Source organism: Lactobacillus sp. WILCCON 0058 (genome assembly GCF_057198005.1).
Genome location: NZ_JBUBHM010000001.1, coordinates 549,740 through 567,041 on the forward strand (window position 1 = coordinate 549,740; position 17,302 = coordinate 567,041).

Annotated in this window: 13 protein-coding genes; all 13 read left to right on the plus strand. The window is 49.4% G+C overall.

Going from position 1 to position 17,302, the window contains the following annotated elements; genetic code table 11:
* Nucleotides 1-8: 8 nt before the first annotated feature.
* The 13 genes from ACYVUU_RS02720 to ACYVUU_RS02780 all read left to right on the plus strand — a co-directional run bounded on the left by ACYVUU_RS02720 (nucleotide 9) and on the right by ACYVUU_RS02780 (nucleotide 17,276).
* A complete protein-coding gene (locus ACYVUU_RS02720) occupies nucleotides 9-1,406 on the plus strand; it encodes a DUF2252 domain-containing protein (protein ID WP_484499876.1) in 1,398 nt (465 codons plus the stop codon).
* Nucleotides 1,403-2,320, plus strand: coding sequence for a hypothetical protein (locus ACYVUU_RS02725; protein WP_484499877.1), 918 nt, complete (start codon nucleotides 1,403-1,405; stop codon nucleotides 2,318-2,320). Before ACYVUU_RS02720 ends, ACYVUU_RS02725 begins: the two co-directional genes overlap by 4 nt.
* A 138-nt stretch (nucleotides 2,321-2,458) precedes the next feature.
* Nucleotides 2,459-3,094, plus strand: a complete 636-nt coding sequence (locus ACYVUU_RS02730; protein ID WP_484499879.1) for a hypothetical protein — start codon at nucleotides 2,459-2,461, stop codon at nucleotides 3,092-3,094.
* Nucleotides 3,095-3,110: 16 nt separating this feature from the next.
* Entirely contained in the window at nucleotides 3,111-3,356 is a 246-nt protein-coding gene (locus ACYVUU_RS02735) for a hypothetical protein (protein WP_484499881.1), read from the plus strand.
* Between the two features lie 148 nt (nucleotides 3,357-3,504).
* Nucleotides 3,505-4,002 carry a hypothetical protein gene (locus tag ACYVUU_RS02740; protein ID WP_484499882.1) on the plus strand — a complete coding sequence of 166 codons (498 nt, stop codon included), beginning with the start codon at nucleotides 3,505-3,507 and terminating at the stop codon, nucleotides 4,000-4,002.
* Between the two features lie 66 nt (nucleotides 4,003-4,068).
* Nucleotides 4,069-4,989 (plus strand): ribokinase, encoded by a 921-nt coding sequence (rbsK, locus tag ACYVUU_RS02745; protein WP_484499884.1) that lies wholly within the window; start codon nucleotides 4,069-4,071, stop codon nucleotides 4,987-4,989.
* 15 nt (nucleotides 4,990-5,004) lie between these two features.
* A complete protein-coding gene (gene rpe / locus ACYVUU_RS02750; RefSeq protein WP_484499885.1) occupies nucleotides 5,005-5,655 on the plus strand; it encodes a ribulose-phosphate 3-epimerase in 651 nt (216 codons plus the stop codon).
* Between the two features lie 12 nt (nucleotides 5,656-5,667).
* On the plus strand, nucleotides 5,668-6,360 hold the full coding sequence (gene rpiA / locus ACYVUU_RS02755) for a ribose-5-phosphate isomerase RpiA (protein WP_484499886.1): 693 nt from the start codon (nucleotides 5,668-5,670) through the stop codon (nucleotides 6,358-6,360).
* Between the two features lie 95 nt (nucleotides 6,361-6,455).
* The gene (locus ACYVUU_RS02760; protein ID WP_439775760.1) at nucleotides 6,456-7,391 is read left to right on the plus strand and encodes a nucleoside hydrolase; all 936 of its coding nucleotides are present in this window, start codon (nucleotides 6,456-6,458) and stop codon (nucleotides 7,389-7,391) included.
* Nucleotides 7,392-7,400: 9 nt separating this feature from the next.
* The gene (locus tag ACYVUU_RS02765; RefSeq protein WP_484499887.1) at nucleotides 7,401-8,123 is read left to right on the plus strand and encodes a GntR family transcriptional regulator; all 723 of its coding nucleotides are present in this window, start codon (nucleotides 7,401-7,403) and stop codon (nucleotides 8,121-8,123) included.
* Nucleotides 8,124-8,347: 224 nt separating this feature from the next.
* Complete coding sequence (locus ACYVUU_RS02770) at nucleotides 8,348-10,750, plus strand: phosphoketolase family protein (protein ID WP_484499888.1); 2,403 nt, start codon at nucleotides 8,348-8,350, stop codon at nucleotides 10,748-10,750.
* A gap of 238 nt (nucleotides 10,751-10,988) precedes the next feature.
* Nucleotides 10,989-15,290 carry a prealbumin-like fold domain-containing protein gene (locus ACYVUU_RS02775; RefSeq protein WP_484499889.1) on the plus strand — a complete coding sequence of 1,434 codons (4,302 nt, stop codon included), beginning with the start codon at nucleotides 10,989-10,991 and terminating at the stop codon, nucleotides 15,288-15,290.
* A gap of 384 nt (nucleotides 15,291-15,674) precedes the next feature.
* Nucleotides 15,675-17,276, plus strand: coding sequence for a SpaH/EbpB family LPXTG-anchored major pilin (locus ACYVUU_RS02780; protein ID WP_484499890.1), 1,602 nt, complete (start codon nucleotides 15,675-15,677; stop codon nucleotides 17,274-17,276).
* Nucleotides 17,277-17,302 lie beyond the last annotated feature (26 nt).

Sequence of the window (17,302 nt, forward strand, 5' to 3'; positions counted from 1 at the left end):
GCTGAAAAATGGAAAAAGACCGCCACGAAATCGAAACTTTTAAAATCGATCAAATGTTTATCGGCGACAGCCAGGAAGAGCTGATCAAGCAGGGAGAAGGCCGTCTTAAGGAACATCCAATCGCGGCGATCAGTACCTTCAACCCGGTCAAGCGAGACGTGGTCCAGCTGATCAAGCTGACTGAGGAGAAAATGATCCCTGAGCTGCTCGGCATGCGGCACAAGCGGATGATGCAGAACCCCTTTTCCTATTTCCGGGCCACGGCCGGGATCATGGAAAAGGACCTGCGCCAGTTTCCAGAAGGCCAGTCCCATATTCCAGTGATCATCTGCGGGGACTCCCACTTGACCAATTTTGGCTTTTTTGCTTCTCCGGAGCGTCAGCTCCTTTTTGGCTTGAACGATTTTGACGAAGCCAGGATCGGCAACTGGGAATTTGACCTCAAGCGCCTTTTAACCAGCGTGGTTTTGACCGGCCGGATCAATGGCTATCCAAAAGAGCAGCTGGATGGCATTTTGGCGGAGAGCGTCCACGCTTACCGGCGGGGGATCAAGTACGCTAATTCCTTGACCTTGCTTGAACGTTTCAACTTGTCTTACAGCGTTGATGACCTTTTAGGCCAAATGACGGATAACGAACAAATGAAGCGGGTTCTCTTGAAGGTGGCCAATCGGGCACCGAAGAACAATTCTGATGCCGTTGTCAAGAAGTTCACGGAAAAGACGGAAGACGGGCGTTTGCGCTTCAAGGACAATCCGCCCCGGGCCCGGCATGTCACTCAAAAAATCTATGACGAGCTTTTGGCTGGTCTGGAAGAGTACCAGAAGAGCGTAAATGACGATGTCCGTGTCCTTTTGATCAATTATGAAGTGACTGACATCATTCGCTACAGCGTGGGCGTTGGCAGCTGGGGAACCCGCTGCTACCTGGCCCTGCTCACCGGCAAGGATGGCAGCCACCTGGTCTTGCAGATTAAAGAAGCCCTGCCGCTTCGCTACAACCTGTCGGCCTTGACGGTTGAAGAAAGCCAGGCTCAAGGCAAGGGCGAAGGCAAGCGGATCATCACTGCCCAGCGGGTTCTGCAGACCTACCATGATCCTTTCTTAGGGGCCATGGAAGCTGGCGGCAGAAGCTTTTACGTCCGCCAATTCCGGGACATGAAAGACTCGATTGACCCGCTCAAGCTGGACCAGGAAAGCTTTTCCGCCTATTGTCAGATGTGCTCCTTCATTTTGGCCGTTGCCCACTACCAAAGCCCGACGGCACCGATGATCTATGGCTATGTTCATAAGCAAAAAGAGCTGGACACCGGTCTGGCTCAGTGGGCCGTCAAGTATGCCGACCAAATGGAAGCCGATTATGCCCGCTTTGCCAAGTACTTGCAAGGCGAGGAAGACGAAGAATGATCAATGAAGAATTGACCGACCTGGACCGGGTTGAACTGACCAAGCTGTCTTATGAGGCGCTGAACGTGGGCGAGACAGTCAAAGTCGCTGGTAAGACGATCGGGCAGTTGACCCGGGACGTTTATGCCAAGGACGGGATGCAGGCTTTTTTGATCGAAAACGGAAACGAGATCACAGTCTTGTTTAAGGGCTCTTACGGCTTTAAAAAAGGCAACGCGACTACCTGGCGCGACGAGTGGCTGAAGACCAACTGGCCGATTTTTCTGGCCATGCTGACCGACCAAAGGCAGGTGCCCAGCGCTTTGATAACGGCCAGCCGCTATCTTAACCGCTGGCTGGAGGAATTCCCAGATGGGCGTTTCTACATCTACGGGCATTCCCTGGGAGCGATCAATGCTGAATATGCCTTGGCAAATTGCCGCTTTCCAGATCAGATCGCCGGAGCCTATCTTTATGAAGGCACCAACATCTGGCGGCTTTTGACTCATAAAGAGCGGCAACTAGTGGCTCAGTTGCGGGGCAAAATCAACAGCTATGTTGACATCTATGATCCGGTGACTTTGGGTTATACGGCCAGCAAGCGGATGGTTGGCAAGCTGCACTATGTTGACAGCCTGCCCATGAACCCCATCAAGCAGCACATGTGGGGCGGCTACCGCTTTGACGACCAAGGGAATTTGCTTGAAAAAGAAGTTGACCAGCGTTTCCTGGATTCCAGCAAAATGCAGCAGGCTTTTTTGAGCCGGACCGGGCGAATGGCCAATTACTTGAGGTATCACCGGAACCTGCAGACGGACTGGCAGAAGCAGTCTGAGCAGCGGATGGAACAGATTAAGGAAGAATTGTTTAACCACAGCTTTTTGCAAGACTTCAATGAGCAAGACAAAAAGTCAAAAGATGATCAAGAACAATAAAACAGTTGATCAAAAAGGCGCGTCAGTTGACGCGCTTTTTTGTTAGGAAATTGGAACTATATTTTTATAACTAAAGGGTTGACGCTCTCACATTTTTTTGCTATTATTTTTTAATAAAATTGATATGGAGGAGCTGTAATGAAAAAAATACCAAAATATATCTCAGTAGTACTTTTTTCAACAACATTACTAAGCACCACTGCACCAGTAGTAACTGAGACTGTCGATGCTGCTACAATTCATACGGTGTATGAAAAATCTAAACAAAGTTCAAGCAGCCAAGATGAGACTGTTAAAAATAGGTTAGCAGCTGAAGATGTTGATGCAGTGGTAGAGGTACTGAAGGGTGAATATCCTGATTTAAGTGAGGATTATCTTCGAGAGATTGTAAATAATCAACGTCATGGAAACTATAGTTTGCCATCAGAACCGCAGCCTTCGTCTACTAGAGCGCGTAGTGCTATGCTTTCCAAAAGTAATTGGAAAGGAATAACTGTCTCGCAAATGGGTGCAGCTATTGACGCAGCGATAATCGGTGCTTCAGGTGGTGCCGCTTCTCTAGGAGTGAAGTTCGCTATTAAGAAAATTGGTAAAACAGCTGCTAAAAAAGTTATAGTAAAAGCAATTCAAGCCATTGTAGGAGGAGCAGCTGGAAAGGTAACGTCTACAGTAGTTGGGAAAGCATTAGACTATGCAGGAAGTCCAGGATATTATATTGCTAAGTACTGGGACGCACATGACAAATACCCTAAGAATGGTCGTATTAATTTTTAATAAGGGGGGAATTTGAATGAGTAAAAAGTTGACTTGGTACTTGCTACCACCGGTACTTTTAGTGGCAGTATTCATGATTATTGATTTTGCGAGCGGCCAGCACAATTTGTGGATGTCAGCTGTTGCTACATTAGCTTGGTGGCTGTTTTCCTTTGCAAGTGATCACTTGGCAAAGGGCTGGCAAAAAGCAGTTTTTCTGGCTTGTGTTGGCTTTTTACTCTTGATTGCCGGCTTATGCATCTACATTAAATTAAATCCATAAGATAGTTGATTAAAGAAGCGCGTCAGTTGACGCGCTTTTTTGTTAGAAAATTGGAACTATATTTCAAGCAGCAGCCCGGGTATAATTTTTCTTAGATGACTGTAAACGTAGCAGGAACAAGAGAAAAATTAGAAGAGGAGCCATGCAAATGACGATTGAAGAAGTACTAGCAAGGCAGCTGCTGGCGGAAGATCCCAGTATCGAACGCTTTGAGGAAGATTTTTACGGGGACTTTTACGACTATTTTGTCAACTTTCTGAAGTTTAAGTGCCTCAGTCAAGGTAAGGACCTGGCCAGCCTGGCAAAGCAGAAACTGGTCTTGTATCTGGACTTGTTCAATTCCCAGGACTTCCCCGGCCGGAAGGCTTACCGTTACAAGTTAGTCTTTGACAGCAAGCTGAACTTTTTAGCGGCGGAGTCAGACTTCACCCTCAGCGCTCTTTGCCGGGACTTGCGCGGCCGGGTGGACCAGCTGAGCGACTACGAGGCGGTCAGAAGCCAGGCCTTAGCTTCTTTAGCAGAGCGTTTTGACTCAAAGAATCCAGACCCAAATACCAGGATCCAGAACTTTAACGTTGTCCTGGCTGATCTGTATGACCGCTATAATCTCAGCCGCTTCAAGATTGCCTACCAGCTGGTCGGCTAAAGCGCTTTTTTAAAAGAGCGGGAATAGTTATAATTGACTTAGGATTAAAGCAAGGAGAAAACTTACATGAAAAAAATCGTAGTAATCGGGTCCAGCAACGTGGACACGACCCTGCATGTAGAAAACTTCCCAAAGCCAGGCGAAACTATCAACGCCAACAAGGTCAGCGAGGCTGGCGGCGGCAAGGGGGCCAACCAAGCAGTCGCGGCTGCTAAGAGCGGGGCGGAGACCATCTTCATCTCTAGAGTCGGCGAAGACTCATACGGAAGCTGGATGAAGGAGCAACTGGCCGGCTACGGGGTCAAGACAGACTATGTTTTGCCAACCGCTGGCGTTAAGACTGGCCATGCCTACATTACTTTGAACGCTGAAGGGCAAAACGACATCATCATCGACCACGGGGCCAACTACAGCTTGACTGAAGCAGATGTTTTGGCGGCTAAAGACGTCATTGAAGGTGCCGACTGCGTCATCGCCCAGCTGGAAACACCGCTTGAAGCAACTACCGCTGCCTTCAAGCTGGCTAGGGCTGCTGGCAAGGTGACCATCTTGAACCCGGCTCCCGCTATCAAGGACCTGCCAGCTGATCTTTTAGCCGTGACTGACTTGATCACGCCAAACGAAACGGAAAGTGCTCTTTTGACTTCTTTGCCAGTTGCAGAAGAGGCTGATTTGGGAAAAAACGCGGCCAAGCTGCATGAATTAGGCGTTGAGCACGTAATCATCACCTACGGCAGCAAGGGGGCTTACCTGTCTTCCCCAGTCTTTACGGGCTTAGTACCAGCCTTCAAGGTCAAGGCGGTGGACACGACGGCGGCTGGCGACACCTTCTTAGGCTTTTTGGCTGGGGAATTGGCCAGCGACTTCAGCAACCTGCATGAGGCAGCCCGCTTTGCCAACCGGGCATCGTCTTTAGCTGTCCAGAAGATGGGGGCTCAGCCGTCAATTCCGGACCGGGCCAGCGTTGCAGCTGCTTTAGCTGAGTAAAGGATGGGTGAAAAAATGATTATTGCACCATCAATTCTCAACGCCGACAACCTGCATTTGGGCCAGCAGATTCAAGAAGCAGCCGACAGCGGGATCAGCCGCTTCCACATCGACGTGATGGACGGGCATTTCGTGCCTAACTTGTCATATGGCCCCCAGCTGGTGAGTGATTTTAAAAAGCAGTTCCCGGACTTGACCGCGGAAGTGCACTTGATGAGCAACAACCTGCCCGACCTTTTGCCGGCTTTTGTCAAAGCAGGCAGCGACTTGATTGAAATTCACTATGAAGCTGACTATCCAAACAGAATTGACCACTGGCTGGACTACTTAAAGGAGCAGGGCGTCTCCCGCGGGTTAGTCCTTAGCCCGGACACTGATATTAAGGTGCTGGAGCGCTACAAAGACAAGGTTGACCAAGTTCTTTTGATGACGGTTTACCCGGGCTTTGGCGGGCAGAAGTTTATGGAAGAAGCGCCAGAGCGGATCAAGGCCGCCCGGGCAATTCTGCCAGATCTTCCAATCGAAGTAGATGGCGGGATTAATGATCAGACGGCTAAGCTTGCTAAAGATGCCGGAGCTGATGTCTTTGTCGCTGGCTCTTACATCTTCGGCCGAGACTCAGTGGCTAAGCAAGTGGCTGAACTGACAAGCATTTTGGAAAAATAGCGGAGGCAAAAAATGGACCAAGCAAAGCAAGATGAATTGAAAAAGGCTGCTGCCAAGAAGGCAGCTGCCTTGGTGGAAGACGGCATGGTTTTGGGCGTTGGCACCGGGTCAACGGTGAAGTTTTTCATCGATGAACTGGGCAAGAAAAAAGAAGCCGGCTTGACTCTTAAGGCGGTCGTGACCACCTCCAGCCGCAGCCAAAAGCAGCTGGAAGGCTATGGCTTTACCGTCAGCCCCCTCAGCGAAGTTGACCAGGTCGACCTGACGGTTGACGGGGCAGACAGGGTGGACAGCCAGTTAAACGGGATCAAGGGGGGCGGGGCCGCCTTGACCTTGGAAAAGAACGTAGCCGTCAACTCCAAGAAGAATGTCTGGATCGTGGATGAAAGCAAGGTCGTTGACCACCTCAGCGGTTTTGCCCTGCCAGTAGAAGTTTTGCCAATCTCCTGCATGCAGGTTAAAAAGCGCCTGGCAGATGAAGGCCTTAAGCCGGAATTCCGCTTGGCGGAAGATGGCCAGCGCCTTAAGACCCACTACGGCAACTACATTCTGGACCTCAAGCTGGACCGGATTCCGGTGCCAAGCGGTCTGGCTGACTACTTGGATCACACGGTCGGGGTAGTTGAGCACGGGCTCTTTTTGAACATCTGCGATCAGGTCATTATTGCCCGTGACAACGGGGAGATCGAAGTCCGCAGCCGCTAAGAAAATTTTTTAGAAAAGAAGCAACCGCTTCTTTTCTTTTTATTTGCCGGGCGAAATGATAGAATAAAGCTATTCTGAAAAATGGAGAACGATTAATGAACAAGAAACCCTTAATTATTTCAACTGATCCCGGGATCGACGACGCGGTCTGCTTAACGATCGCCCTGTTCGCCAAGGAACTGGACGTAAAGATGATCGTGCCAACCTGGGGCAACGTTTCTTTGGAGAAGACCTTGAACAACACCCTGCGCCTGCAAGCCTTCCTGGGCACCAAGGTGCCGGTTGTGGCTGGGGCCAAGCTGCCTTTGGTCAAGGAAGCCATCGATGCTTCTGAAGTGCACGGGGCAAGCGGGATGGACGGCTTTGACTTCCCGGAAGCTGACCGGAGCCTTTTGGTAGAGGGCCTGGCCGCTACCAAGATCCACGAAGTAGTCAGTCAAAGTTCAGAAAAGGTGACCTTGATGCAGATCGGGCCAGCTACGGACTTTGCCCTTTACTTCCGCCAATATCCGGAAGACTTGGACAAGATCGACCGCCTTTACATCATGGGCGGGGCCTTGGGCCGGGGCAACTACGGTCCTTACGACGAATACAACGTTTCCGGGGACCCGGAAGCAGCTAAGATCGTCTTTGACTTAGGCGCCAAGGGCCTGGATATCTATGTGGCTCCTCTGGAAGTCGGCAACCAGGCCTTCGTTGACGCGGCCAGCCTGGAAGAAATCAAGGCTTTGGGCCGGGTCGGGGAAATGATCTACGGCCTTAACTCTCAATACGAATTAAACGATGCTGACGCGGACAAGGGCAAGCGGATCTATGACGCCTTGACGGCGGCCATGCTGCTGGCGCCAGACCTGTTTGAAGTCAAGGAAGCATACGTGGCGGTAGACACCAAGGGCCCATACACTTATGGGGCTTCAGTCATGGACTTTGATGGCTTCTTTGGGCAAAAGGCCAATGCCAAGATCGCGGTCAAGGTTGACCGCCAGGCCTTCAAGGACTGGTTCCTGGCCGCGATTGCCCAGGCAAAGTAGGTGAACTGAATGGCTGATTATGTTTACAAGACGGTCATGCATGACATCAAGCGCCGGATTTTAGCGGGCGAATATGAGGGGATGCGGCTGCCCGACGAGCGCAGCCTGGCCGAACAGTACCAGGTCAGCCGGTCGTCGATGAAGCGGGCCCTGGAACTCCTTGCCCAGCAGGGCATTGTGTTTAAGAAGCGGGGCAGCGGGACTTTTATCAATCCTTTGTACCTGAAGAACCAGGCGATGTTTCGCTATGAAGGGTCCAACCTGGGCCTTACGGACAGCTTTTTGGTTCCAGGCAAGAAGCAGGGGATCAAGCTGCTGGAATTTAAAGTGGTTAAGGCCAGTCCTGAAACGGCCCAGGACCTCTTCTTGAGTGAAAATGACTTCGTCTACCAGTTTAAGCGCCTCCGCCTTTTGGATGGCCAGCCCTTCTTGATTGAAGAAGGCTTCGTGCCGATCAAGATCCTGCCGGAGCTTAAAGAAGAGATTCTGCAGGGATCCTTGTTCAACTACTTGGAAGACGCGCAAAATAAGGCGGTTACCCGGTCTTATCTGACCATTACGGTTTCCCCATCAAGCGCGGAAGACCAAGAAGAGCTGCAGCTCAAGGCTACAGAGCCAGTCGGCGTGATGGACGGGATCTTCTTTTTGGATGACGGAACGCCATTTGAAGTCTCCAGCATGCGGGTTCACTACAAGTACATGCGCTTCAACAGCTTTGTCAATTTGAATTAAGAGCAAAAGATATATGCGGACAGGTGATACCTGTCCGTTTTATTTTTCACTATTTCTATTTTCTCTATCTATTTTTCTTCACTTCACTATTTTTTCTCTTTGCAAAGTATTTTAAGGATTTGTAAAATTGGTAGGATCCAATTAATAAATTAGTTGACTTATTTTTAGCAAATGGTATGATTAAAGCAAATAAAGAAAACAAGTTTCCTCAAAGGAGTAAAAAGATGGCAGTAGATTACGATTCAAAAGAATACTTAAAGAGCGTTGATGCTTGGTGGCGGGCCGCAAATTACTTATCAGTCGGGCAACTCTTTTTGCTTAAGAACCCTTTGCTTAAGGAAGAACTGACGGCTGATGACGTTAAGATCAAGCCAGTTGGTCACTGGGGCACGATCGCGCCGCAAAACTTCATCTACGCCCACTTAAACCGGGTCATCAAGAAGTATGACTTGAACATGTTCTACATTGAAGGTTCCGGTCACGGCGGCCAGGTTATGGTTTCCAACTCATACTTGGATGGGTCATACACTGAAATCTACCCGGAAATTACTCAAGATGAAGCCGGGATGACCAAGCTTTTCAAGCGCTTCAGCTTCCCGGGCGGGGTAGCTTCCCACGCGGCTCCAGAAACCCCAGGTTCAATCCACGAAGGCGGGGAACTGGGCTACTCCCTTTCCCACGCTACTGGCGCGATCCTGGACAACCCGGATGTGATCGCGGCTACGGAAATCGGCGACGGGGAAGCAGAAACCGGCCCGCTTGCCGCTGGCTGGTTCTCCAACCGCTTTATCAACCCAGTCAAGGACGGGGCTGTTTTGCCAATCCTGCAGGTTAACGGCTTTAAGATCTCCAACCCAACAATTACTGCCCGGATGAGTGACGAAGAACTGACCAAGTACTTTGAAGGTATGGGCTGGAAGCCTTACTTCGTTTCAACCTTCAAGGGCGGACGCTTTGACGGGATGAAGGACATTGACCAGATTCACGAAGAAATGGCCAAGACTCTGGACGCTATCATTGAAGACATCAAGGCCATTCAAAAGAACGCCCGTGAAAACGGTGATGAATCATTTGCCCACTGGCCGCTCTTGATCTTCCAATGCCCGAAGGGCTGGACTGGTCCTAAGGCCGATCTGGATGGCAACCCGATTGAAAACTCCTTCCGGGCCCACCAGATTCCGCTTCCGGTTGACCAGAAGCACATGGACCACAAGGAACTTTTGCTTGACTGGCTGAAGAGCTACAAGCCAGAAGAACTGTTTGACGAAAACGGCTACCCAACTGAACTGGTTCTGGAAAACGCGGTTCACGGCGATCAGAGAATGGCCATGAACCCGGTCACCAACGGCGGGATCAACCCTAAGCGCTTGAACCTGCCAGACTGGCGCGACTTTGCCTTTGAAGTTGGCAAGCCTGGTTCAAAGAATGCCCAGGACATGGTGGAATGGGCCAAGTACTTGACCAAGGTGGCAGAACTGAACCCGACTACTTTCCGCGGCTTTGGTCCGGATGAATCCAAGTCCAACCGGCTCTTTGACTTCCTGGACAGCGAAAAGCGGCAATGGGAAAGCGAAATCCATGAGCCAAATGATGAAAACCTGGCTGCGCAAGGGCGCTTGATTGACTCGCAATTGTCAGAGCACCAAGACGAAGGGATGCTGGAAGGCTACGTATTGACTGGCCGCCACGGCTTCTTCGCGACTTACGAAGCCTTTGGCCGGGTGGTTGACTCTATGCTGACCCAGCACATGAAGTGGCTGCGGAAGGCTAAGGAACAATACTGGCGCCGCGATTACCCGTCATTGAACTTCGTTGCTACTTCAACTGTCTTCCAGCAGGACCACAACGGCTACACTCACCAGGATCCAGGTCTTTTGACCCACCTGTTTGAAAAGAACCGGCCGGACATGATCCACGAATACCTGCCAAGTGACACCAACACCTTGCTGGCTGTTGCTGACAAGGCCTTCCGCGACCGGGAAGGGATCAACCTTTTGGTAACTTCCAAGCAGGAACGGCCGCAATGGTTCACTCCTGAAGAAGCAGCCAAGCTGGTTGACAATGGCCTGGGCTACATCGACTGGGCTTCAACTGACAAGGATGCCAAGCCGGACGTGGTCTTCGCTTCAACTGAAACTGAACCGACCATGGAAACTTTGGCAGCTATCGACATCCTGCACCAGAACTTCCCAGACTTGAAGATCCGCTATATCAACGTGGTTGACGTGATGAAGCTGATGGCACCGAAGGATAACCCGGCCGCTATTTCTCAAGAAGAATTTGACCGCCTCTTCCCAACTGACGTACCGACCATCTTCGCATGGCACGGCTACAAGACCATGATGGAATCCATCTGGTTTGCCCGCAAGCGTTACAATGTTTCAATTCACTGCTATGAAGAAAATGGTGATATTACCACGCCATTTGACATGCGGGTCTTGAACCACCTTGACCGCTTCGACCTGGCCAAGGACGCGGTTGAGCAAATTCCAGCCTTGAAGGACAAGAGCGCGGCCTTCATTGACAAGATGGACAGCCTGCTGTCTAAGCACCACGCTTACATCCGGGACCACGGTGAAGACATTCCAGAAGTAACTTCTTGGAAGTGGACTGGCCTGGACAAGTAAGAAGAGAAAAATAATAATTACAGAATTAGCAGATATCGTTCCAAAAGGGACGATATTTTTATTTTTACTAGCTGAAAAGGATTAAATGTGATAAAATGTAGTTTGAACAAGATAGCTATATTCTTATTTTTAAACTTTAATAAGGATAGGCAAACGGATCTGGCATCTCGATGGAAGGATGCAATTAATACGTGCCAATTGGTACAGGAAATATTAAATTGCAACGGGAGAACCTAACATGATGCAGATTATGAAAAAATCCAGAGCTTTTTTGCTGGCTGCAGTGTTGATTCTGCAGCTTATTTTGCCTTCCTTTGCGGGAGTGAGTCAGGCCGCTGCCAGTGAGGTCAGTGACCAGCTCGTCTTCATGCAAGGACAGAAAGAGCTGACTGGTAAAGATAAAAATGATCCCTTAAATTTGAAGCTGAGTGGTCAAGAAACACTCACGCTCAAGCGGAGCAAAGATGAGGCCGACCTGGAGGTAAAAGTCAGTCTGCCAGACTTGGTAGATTTGGATAAAACCGCCACGGACAAGGCCAATAAAGAATTGAAGATTGACAAGCCGGAAGAGGCTGTCAAAGAAGTAGCCGCTTCTGAAAAAGAAAGCCGGCACCTTTTGCTGCACTTTGCCAAAGGGCAGAGCGAGCTGAAGTTTACGCTGACTGGCAAAGAAGTCGGCAGCGGTCAGCTGATCGCGACTTACCAGGAAGATGGCAAGGACTATTCCAGCTATCCGCTGGTGGTCAAGGTGGAGAATGAAGATACTGAAGAATCATCATCTTCTTCATCTACGTCATCTTCTGCTTCTTCATCATCAGCAGCAGGTAATACTTCAGTAAGTACTTCTTCAGCTAGTTCTGCAGAAGAAAAACAAAGCTCACAAACTCAGAGCTCAAGCACGCAGTCTTCTGCAAAAGACAGTTCAAAGAGTTCTGCAAGTACTTCTAGCAGCTCAGTTTCTTCAGCAAAGACAGCAACTAGTACATCCAGTTCAGAAAAATCTGCAACTAGTTCAATTAATTCTGAAAAAACAGTCACTGACTCTACTAATACGCTGACTACCAACCTGAGCCAGGCGAAGTCTGCCTTCAGCGCTATCAACGCTCGTCTGTTTACCAGCAATCTGCTGGCCAGCACTACGGTAACAAGCAAGGCTAACGCTGACTTGGCAATTTCGTCTGATAACAACGGGTACATGGTTTGGTCAGGCGATACGGCTTTGTTTACGATCAACTTCAAGGTTTCTGGCTCACGCTATGATGAGGCTGACCGCTGGCCGGCCACGCTGACCTTTAATTTGACGGGCAATGCCAATGGTCACTTGAAGCTGAAAACTGATGTCCTGCCAGAAGTTGCTGGCGTTAAGCCGACTGTTTCTGACGGCAAGGTCATCTATACTTTCCAAAAGTCCGACCTTAAGGCAGGTCAGTCCTACAGCTTCAAACTGGCTGTCAACACTGACAACGGCTACATCAATCATGCTACTTCATTAGAACTCGCCGGCAGCTTCAAGGACAACACTGGCTATGAAACAAAAGCCAGTGCCTACACCCAAGTTGCCGCAACTACCAGTGCCTCAATCAGCACGACCTTTTTGGGTGCAAAGAATGGCTCATTGAACACTGCTCCTGGCAGAGGGGACACTCTGGCTTGGCGGATCAGCTACTCGATTCCGAATAAGACTGGTCTCAACTTCTTAGACCCAACCCAAAAACTGCAAATCAGCTATTTGATGCAGGATGGCGTTTATGCCGGCATTACGGATCCGGATGGCAATGTGACATATGTTGGCACTAACGGAAAAACTATTACCTGGGAAATACCAACGCCATCTATTGAGGAACAGGCAGCCAGCCTAGCCAGCGGCCAGCCACTGGTGTCAGGGTCCTTTATTGTTTACACCAAGCCTGGCAATAGTATTTTTTCCAGATGGACTGCCAATGAAGTAATTACTAATACGGCAACACTGACAGCGAAAAATCTGCAGAATAATACGATTTCGGTTCAAAGCAGCGCAACTGGTCAAATCGGCCAAGTCATCAACGGTAATGTAAATTCTAACGGTGATGTTCTTTACCCGAACTTCTACGGGCCAAGCGATGGTGAAGGCAATATGGGCCTTAATGCCCTAACGACTGTTTATGACACGGCCAGCCTGCTTTTTGCCAGCCAGTACTTTACTGGAACTGATGGGATTGCAACTACTGACCAATACAACAGCAACGGCAGAAAAATTAAAAGCAATATCGATTCTGGAACTTTTAACGGTTCAATTATCAATGGTCTGCTTAACACTGGCTTGCAAAAGTCAGTCGTTCACTACGACATTGATTCCCACATTATCATCAAGACCTTGGAATTCGCTACCCCATGGCTGCAACTTTATGTTTCTGAAGGTTCAACCAGCTACCCAAGCGGGACGGCTCCGGGGACTCTGGCAACTTTGTATGTCAGAAATATGGAAACTGGGGCTCTTAGAACGATCACCAAGTATGTGACTAAAAACGGCCAGATTCCACTGTCAGACTTTGGCGTTAAAGACAATGAACGCCTGGTTAGCGCAGATTTCAGCATTCAGTACGAAGATACCAGCCAGCTGATCAATACCAAAACGTCTGGGGCGGTCTACATGCGTGGCGGCGTTGAGGAAGGCTATGTTGGCAAGGCTACGATAACTACCCAAGCCTACATCGTAACCAAAGACGGGACCAAGTATGTCCACGAGTCAACGACTAACCAGAAGACCAGCAGCGGCGAATTCAGCCCGATTGGTCCACGGTCAGTTCAAGTCATTGAAAAGCCAAGCAGTACGCCGATCGGTCGGACTGACGTTTCCTTTGCTCAACATGCTAAAGACGGAGAAACTGTTATTCAGAAGAACTCCTCCAACCGGGTTATTGCTGACTTCTACAATGTGACCAACTCCCCGATCGCTACGAAGTCACCAACGGTTTTGTCAGTTCTTTTGCCAAAAGGGGTGACGGTTGACAACGCCAATACCGATGTCAAGATGTACCTGGTCAATGACGCCACCGGCCAAGAGACGCTCTTAGAGAGATGGGGTTCAGCCGGCAACTGGTCTGGCGCTTTCAATTACAAGCAGACCTTGAAAAATGCGGACAGCGTTGATACTGGCCAGCAATACGTTAAGTTTGTTATGGGTGAAGGACAAGGGGGCCTGCAGCCGGGTTACCACATCCGTGGTGAATTCAACGTCAATGTTGGAGATGTCAGTGGACCAGTAACCTTGAAGGCTTACGGTGCTTCCTATAGCCAGAAGCTGCTGGCTCCAACGGGTTACTCCCTGATCACGGACAAGGGTTCTGATAAGGTCAAAGACGGCGAAGCCTACAGAGAAGTCGCCGACCTCTTTGGGGATGGCAACTTGAAGGTGGCTGTTGCCAGTCAGCAATCTTACAGCGTGTCAAACTATGATGAGTTGAAGACTCAAAAAGAAGTCAAGGGTGACTTGGACTCAGACTACTCCAGCATGGCTCATGCCAGCTTGGGCGGGCAGATTTCCTACCGGCTCAAGTTTAGCAATACTGATGGCCAAGCCATCACCAAGCTGACCCTGTTGGACGTTTTGCCAACTACTGGCGACTTAGGCATTACTGACAATGTTGACCGGGGCAGCCAATTTACTCCGGTATTGACCGGCCCAATTACCTTGAGCAACTCCAACCTAGAGATCAAGTACTCAACTTCCAGTAAGCCAAGCCGGGAGCTTTTGAACAACTCAGTAGCTAACTGGCCATCTGGCGCCCAAAAGCTGCAGGACCCATCCGGGGCTGAAAGCCCAACTTGGCTGACACAAGATCAAGTGACTGACTGGTCCAAGATCCGGTCCTTTACGATCAGCTTGAAGAGCGGGCAAATGATCAAGGCAGGCCAAACCACAACCATCGAGTTCACCATGCAGGCGCCAAAGCGGACTGACTTAACAGCAAGTCAGCTGCAGACTTTGCTTAATCCAAATACGGATGAAAGCAGCCGGGCAGCCTGGAATAGTTTTGCGGTCACTACCAACAACCTGCTTCCAGTTGAACCAGCCAGAGTTGGGGTGGTACTTGAGGACGCGTCAGCGGCGATCATCAAGAAGGACGCTGCTTCCGGCAAGACTCTGTCGGGCGTTGAATTTAAGCTGGCGGACAGTGAAGCTAACGCCAAGGCAGGCAAGTTCCTCCGTCTGGTAGACGGCAAGGTTGTCGCGCCAAGTGATTCTAACTACTCTTCCGGCCAGGACTATGTCTTAAAGAGTGATGACAACGGGCAATTGCTCTTCACCGGCCTTAAGAGCGGCCAGACCTACTATGCAGTAGAAACGAAGGCGTTAGACGGCTACCAGCTGGATTCTACCCCGCACGCGGTAAAGGCCAGCTACCAGACCAGTCAAGCGGCTGTCACGGTATACAACCAAAAGCAGCCAATTCTGCCGCAAACCGGTGGACCAGGTGCTTTGATCTTTATCTTGTTAGGTTTGATCATGCTCTTGCTGGCTGGTTTGGGCTTAAGAAATTATAGTATTACAAAACACTAATGTACAAAATGGACTGAAAGCGTTGTGCCTCTAAGGCGCAACGCTTTTTTGCCCTATTAGTAAAGAAGTATAGAAAAACTAATGATCTTATATTGAACTTTTTATAACCCGATGATATAATTATGATAGATTCAAGGAAATGAAGAAATAACAAAAGAACAATTAGCGAAAGATCTAGCTGGTGGCTTTCGGCCTGCAATCGCAGGTAAGCAGAATTGCTGATCCAACTTGTTCACGAAAACGAGATGCCATTGGCGGGTATTTTCCATCACACGCCCGCGCTAGACCAAGCACTAAGCCACTTTTAGGAGGTGACAGGACTTTTAGGAAAAAGACGGAGATTGCTGATAATTAGTGTGAATTAAAAGAGACGGAGAAAAGACCATGAAAAGAGGAAAATTAGCAACTTTGCTGGCTGCCTTTACTTTGGCAGCCGCACCTATCCTGTCTAGCGCTGGCCTGGTAAGCGCCGCCGAAGACAACTATACGACTACTAAGCCTAACGAAGTAACTGTGGCCATCCACAAGTACAAGACCACCAGTGACTTGTCAGGCAAGACCAAGCAAAACGCTGACTTTGACACCAAGTCAACCAGCGACTTGAAGAACTTGCTGGGCCTTAGCGACAGTGACAACCTGGAGCCAATGGCTAATGTCAAGTTTAAATACTTCAAGGTCAATGACAGCGACAAGCTGGCAGACTTGGCCAAGAAGTCAGTTAAGGAACTGGAAGCAGCTTACTCAACTAACGGCGAGATGACTACTGACGCTTCTGGTTTGGCAACTAAGGTTATTCCAGAAGCTGACTACGGCAAGTACTACTTTGTCGAAGTAACCAAGACTGACTCAGCCTTTGAAACTGCACCATTCCTGCTGGAAGTTCCATCATACATTTCCGGCAAGGGTTACGCTAAGACCATGAACGTTTACCCGAAGAACAAGGTTACCACCCCAACTCCGGGCAAGGACGTCAGCAGCCTGGGCAACAACGACGACTCAGCCAAGGTCGGCGACCAAGTTAAGTGGTACTTGAAGGGTACTATTCCTGCCGATATCGACACTTACCAAACTTACGAATTTATCGATACTTTGGATTCAGCTTTGACTTACGACAAGTCCTTCACTCCAGTAGTTACTGTCGGCACTAAGACTTTGACTGCCGGCGAAGATTACACGGTAACTGAACCAACTGCTGACAGCAATGTCTTCAAGGTTACCTTGACTGAATCAGGTAAGAAGATGGCCTACGAAGCTTACCAAGCAGCTGGCCAAACTCCAAGCGCTGAAGAAATCAAGGACATCGCCAAGAACACTGCCGAAAACCCATTCATCGAAGTTGAATTTGCAACTACTATCAACGAAAAGGCCGTAATGGGCAAGACCATCGACAACAAGGTTGTCTTGAACTACCACAACGGCGGCAGCGTTTCTGGCAAGCCAGAATCTGACACTCCAGAAGTTCACACCGGTGGTATCCGCTTCGTTAAGAAGGACGCCGTTAACAAGAACGTTCTGGAAGGCGCAGTATTCGAACTGTACGAAGCAGACGGCACTACTCCAGTTAAGTGGACTCAAGCCATGATCGATGCCAACGGTTCAACTGGCTTCAAGGACCAAGCAGTTGGCAACCAAGTTAAGCTTGTTTCAAAGAAAGACGGCACTTTTGAAATCAAGGGCCTGAAGTACGGCGAAACTGGCAAGAACAACGATGATTCTGCAACTAAGTACGTTCTTAAGGAAGTTCAAGCCCCAGAAGGCTACAACCTGCCAGACAATGCCACTACTACTGTGACTGTCAACGCAACTTCCTACTACAAGGACCCAACTGCAGTTGATGCTGTAGCAGCTGATCCTGTAGAAATCCTGAACAACAAGACTCCAAACCTGCCAATGACTGGTGGCATCGGTGCCCTGATCTTCGCTCTGACTGGTTTGGCAGCTGTAGGCTTCGCCTTCTACGAAATCAAGAAGCGTCGTCAAGCCTAATTGACTAAACTTAGTTGATTTGTTGA

What these genes read in the sequence shown, in the direction of transcription:
- ACYVUU_RS02740 (WP_484499882.1), top strand. Translation starts at nt 3,505, where the DNA reads ATGACGATTGAAGAAGTACTAGCAAGGCAGCTGCTGGCGGAAGATCCC.
- ACYVUU_RS02725 (WP_484499877.1), top strand. Translation starts at nt 1,403, where the DNA reads ATGATCAATGAAGAATTGACCGACCTGGACCGGGTTGAACTGACCAAG.
- ACYVUU_RS02765 (WP_484499887.1), top strand. Translation starts at nt 7,401, where the DNA reads ATGGCTGATTATGTTTACAAGACGGTCATGCATGACATCAAGCGCCGG.
- ACYVUU_RS02735 (WP_484499881.1), top strand. Translation starts at nt 3,111, where the DNA reads ATGAGTAAAAAGTTGACTTGGTACTTGCTACCACCGGTACTTTTAGTG.
- rpe (WP_484499885.1), top strand. Translation starts at nt 5,005, where the DNA reads ATGATTATTGCACCATCAATTCTCAACGCCGACAACCTGCATTTGGGC.
- rpiA (WP_484499886.1), top strand. Translation starts at nt 5,668, where the DNA reads ATGGACCAAGCAAAGCAAGATGAATTGAAAAAGGCTGCTGCCAAGAAG.
- rbsK (WP_484499884.1), top strand. Translation starts at nt 4,069, where the DNA reads ATGAAAAAAATCGTAGTAATCGGGTCCAGCAACGTGGACACGACCCTG.
- ACYVUU_RS02770 (WP_484499888.1), top strand. Translation starts at nt 8,348, where the DNA reads ATGGCAGTAGATTACGATTCAAAAGAATACTTAAAGAGCGTTGATGCT.
- ACYVUU_RS02780 (WP_484499890.1), top strand. Translation starts at nt 15,675, where the DNA reads ATGAAAAGAGGAAAATTAGCAACTTTGCTGGCTGCCTTTACTTTGGCA.
- ACYVUU_RS02775 (WP_484499889.1), top strand. Translation starts at nt 10,989, where the DNA reads ATGATGCAGATTATGAAAAAATCCAGAGCTTTTTTGCTGGCTGCAGTG.
- ACYVUU_RS02760 (WP_439775760.1), top strand. Translation starts at nt 6,456, where the DNA reads ATGAACAAGAAACCCTTAATTATTTCAACTGATCCCGGGATCGACGAC.
- ACYVUU_RS02730 (WP_484499879.1), top strand. Translation starts at nt 2,459, where the DNA reads ATGAAAAAAATACCAAAATATATCTCAGTAGTACTTTTTTCAACAACA.
- ACYVUU_RS02720 (WP_484499876.1), top strand. Translation starts at nt 9, where the DNA reads ATGGAAAAAGACCGCCACGAAATCGAAACTTTTAAAATCGATCAAATG.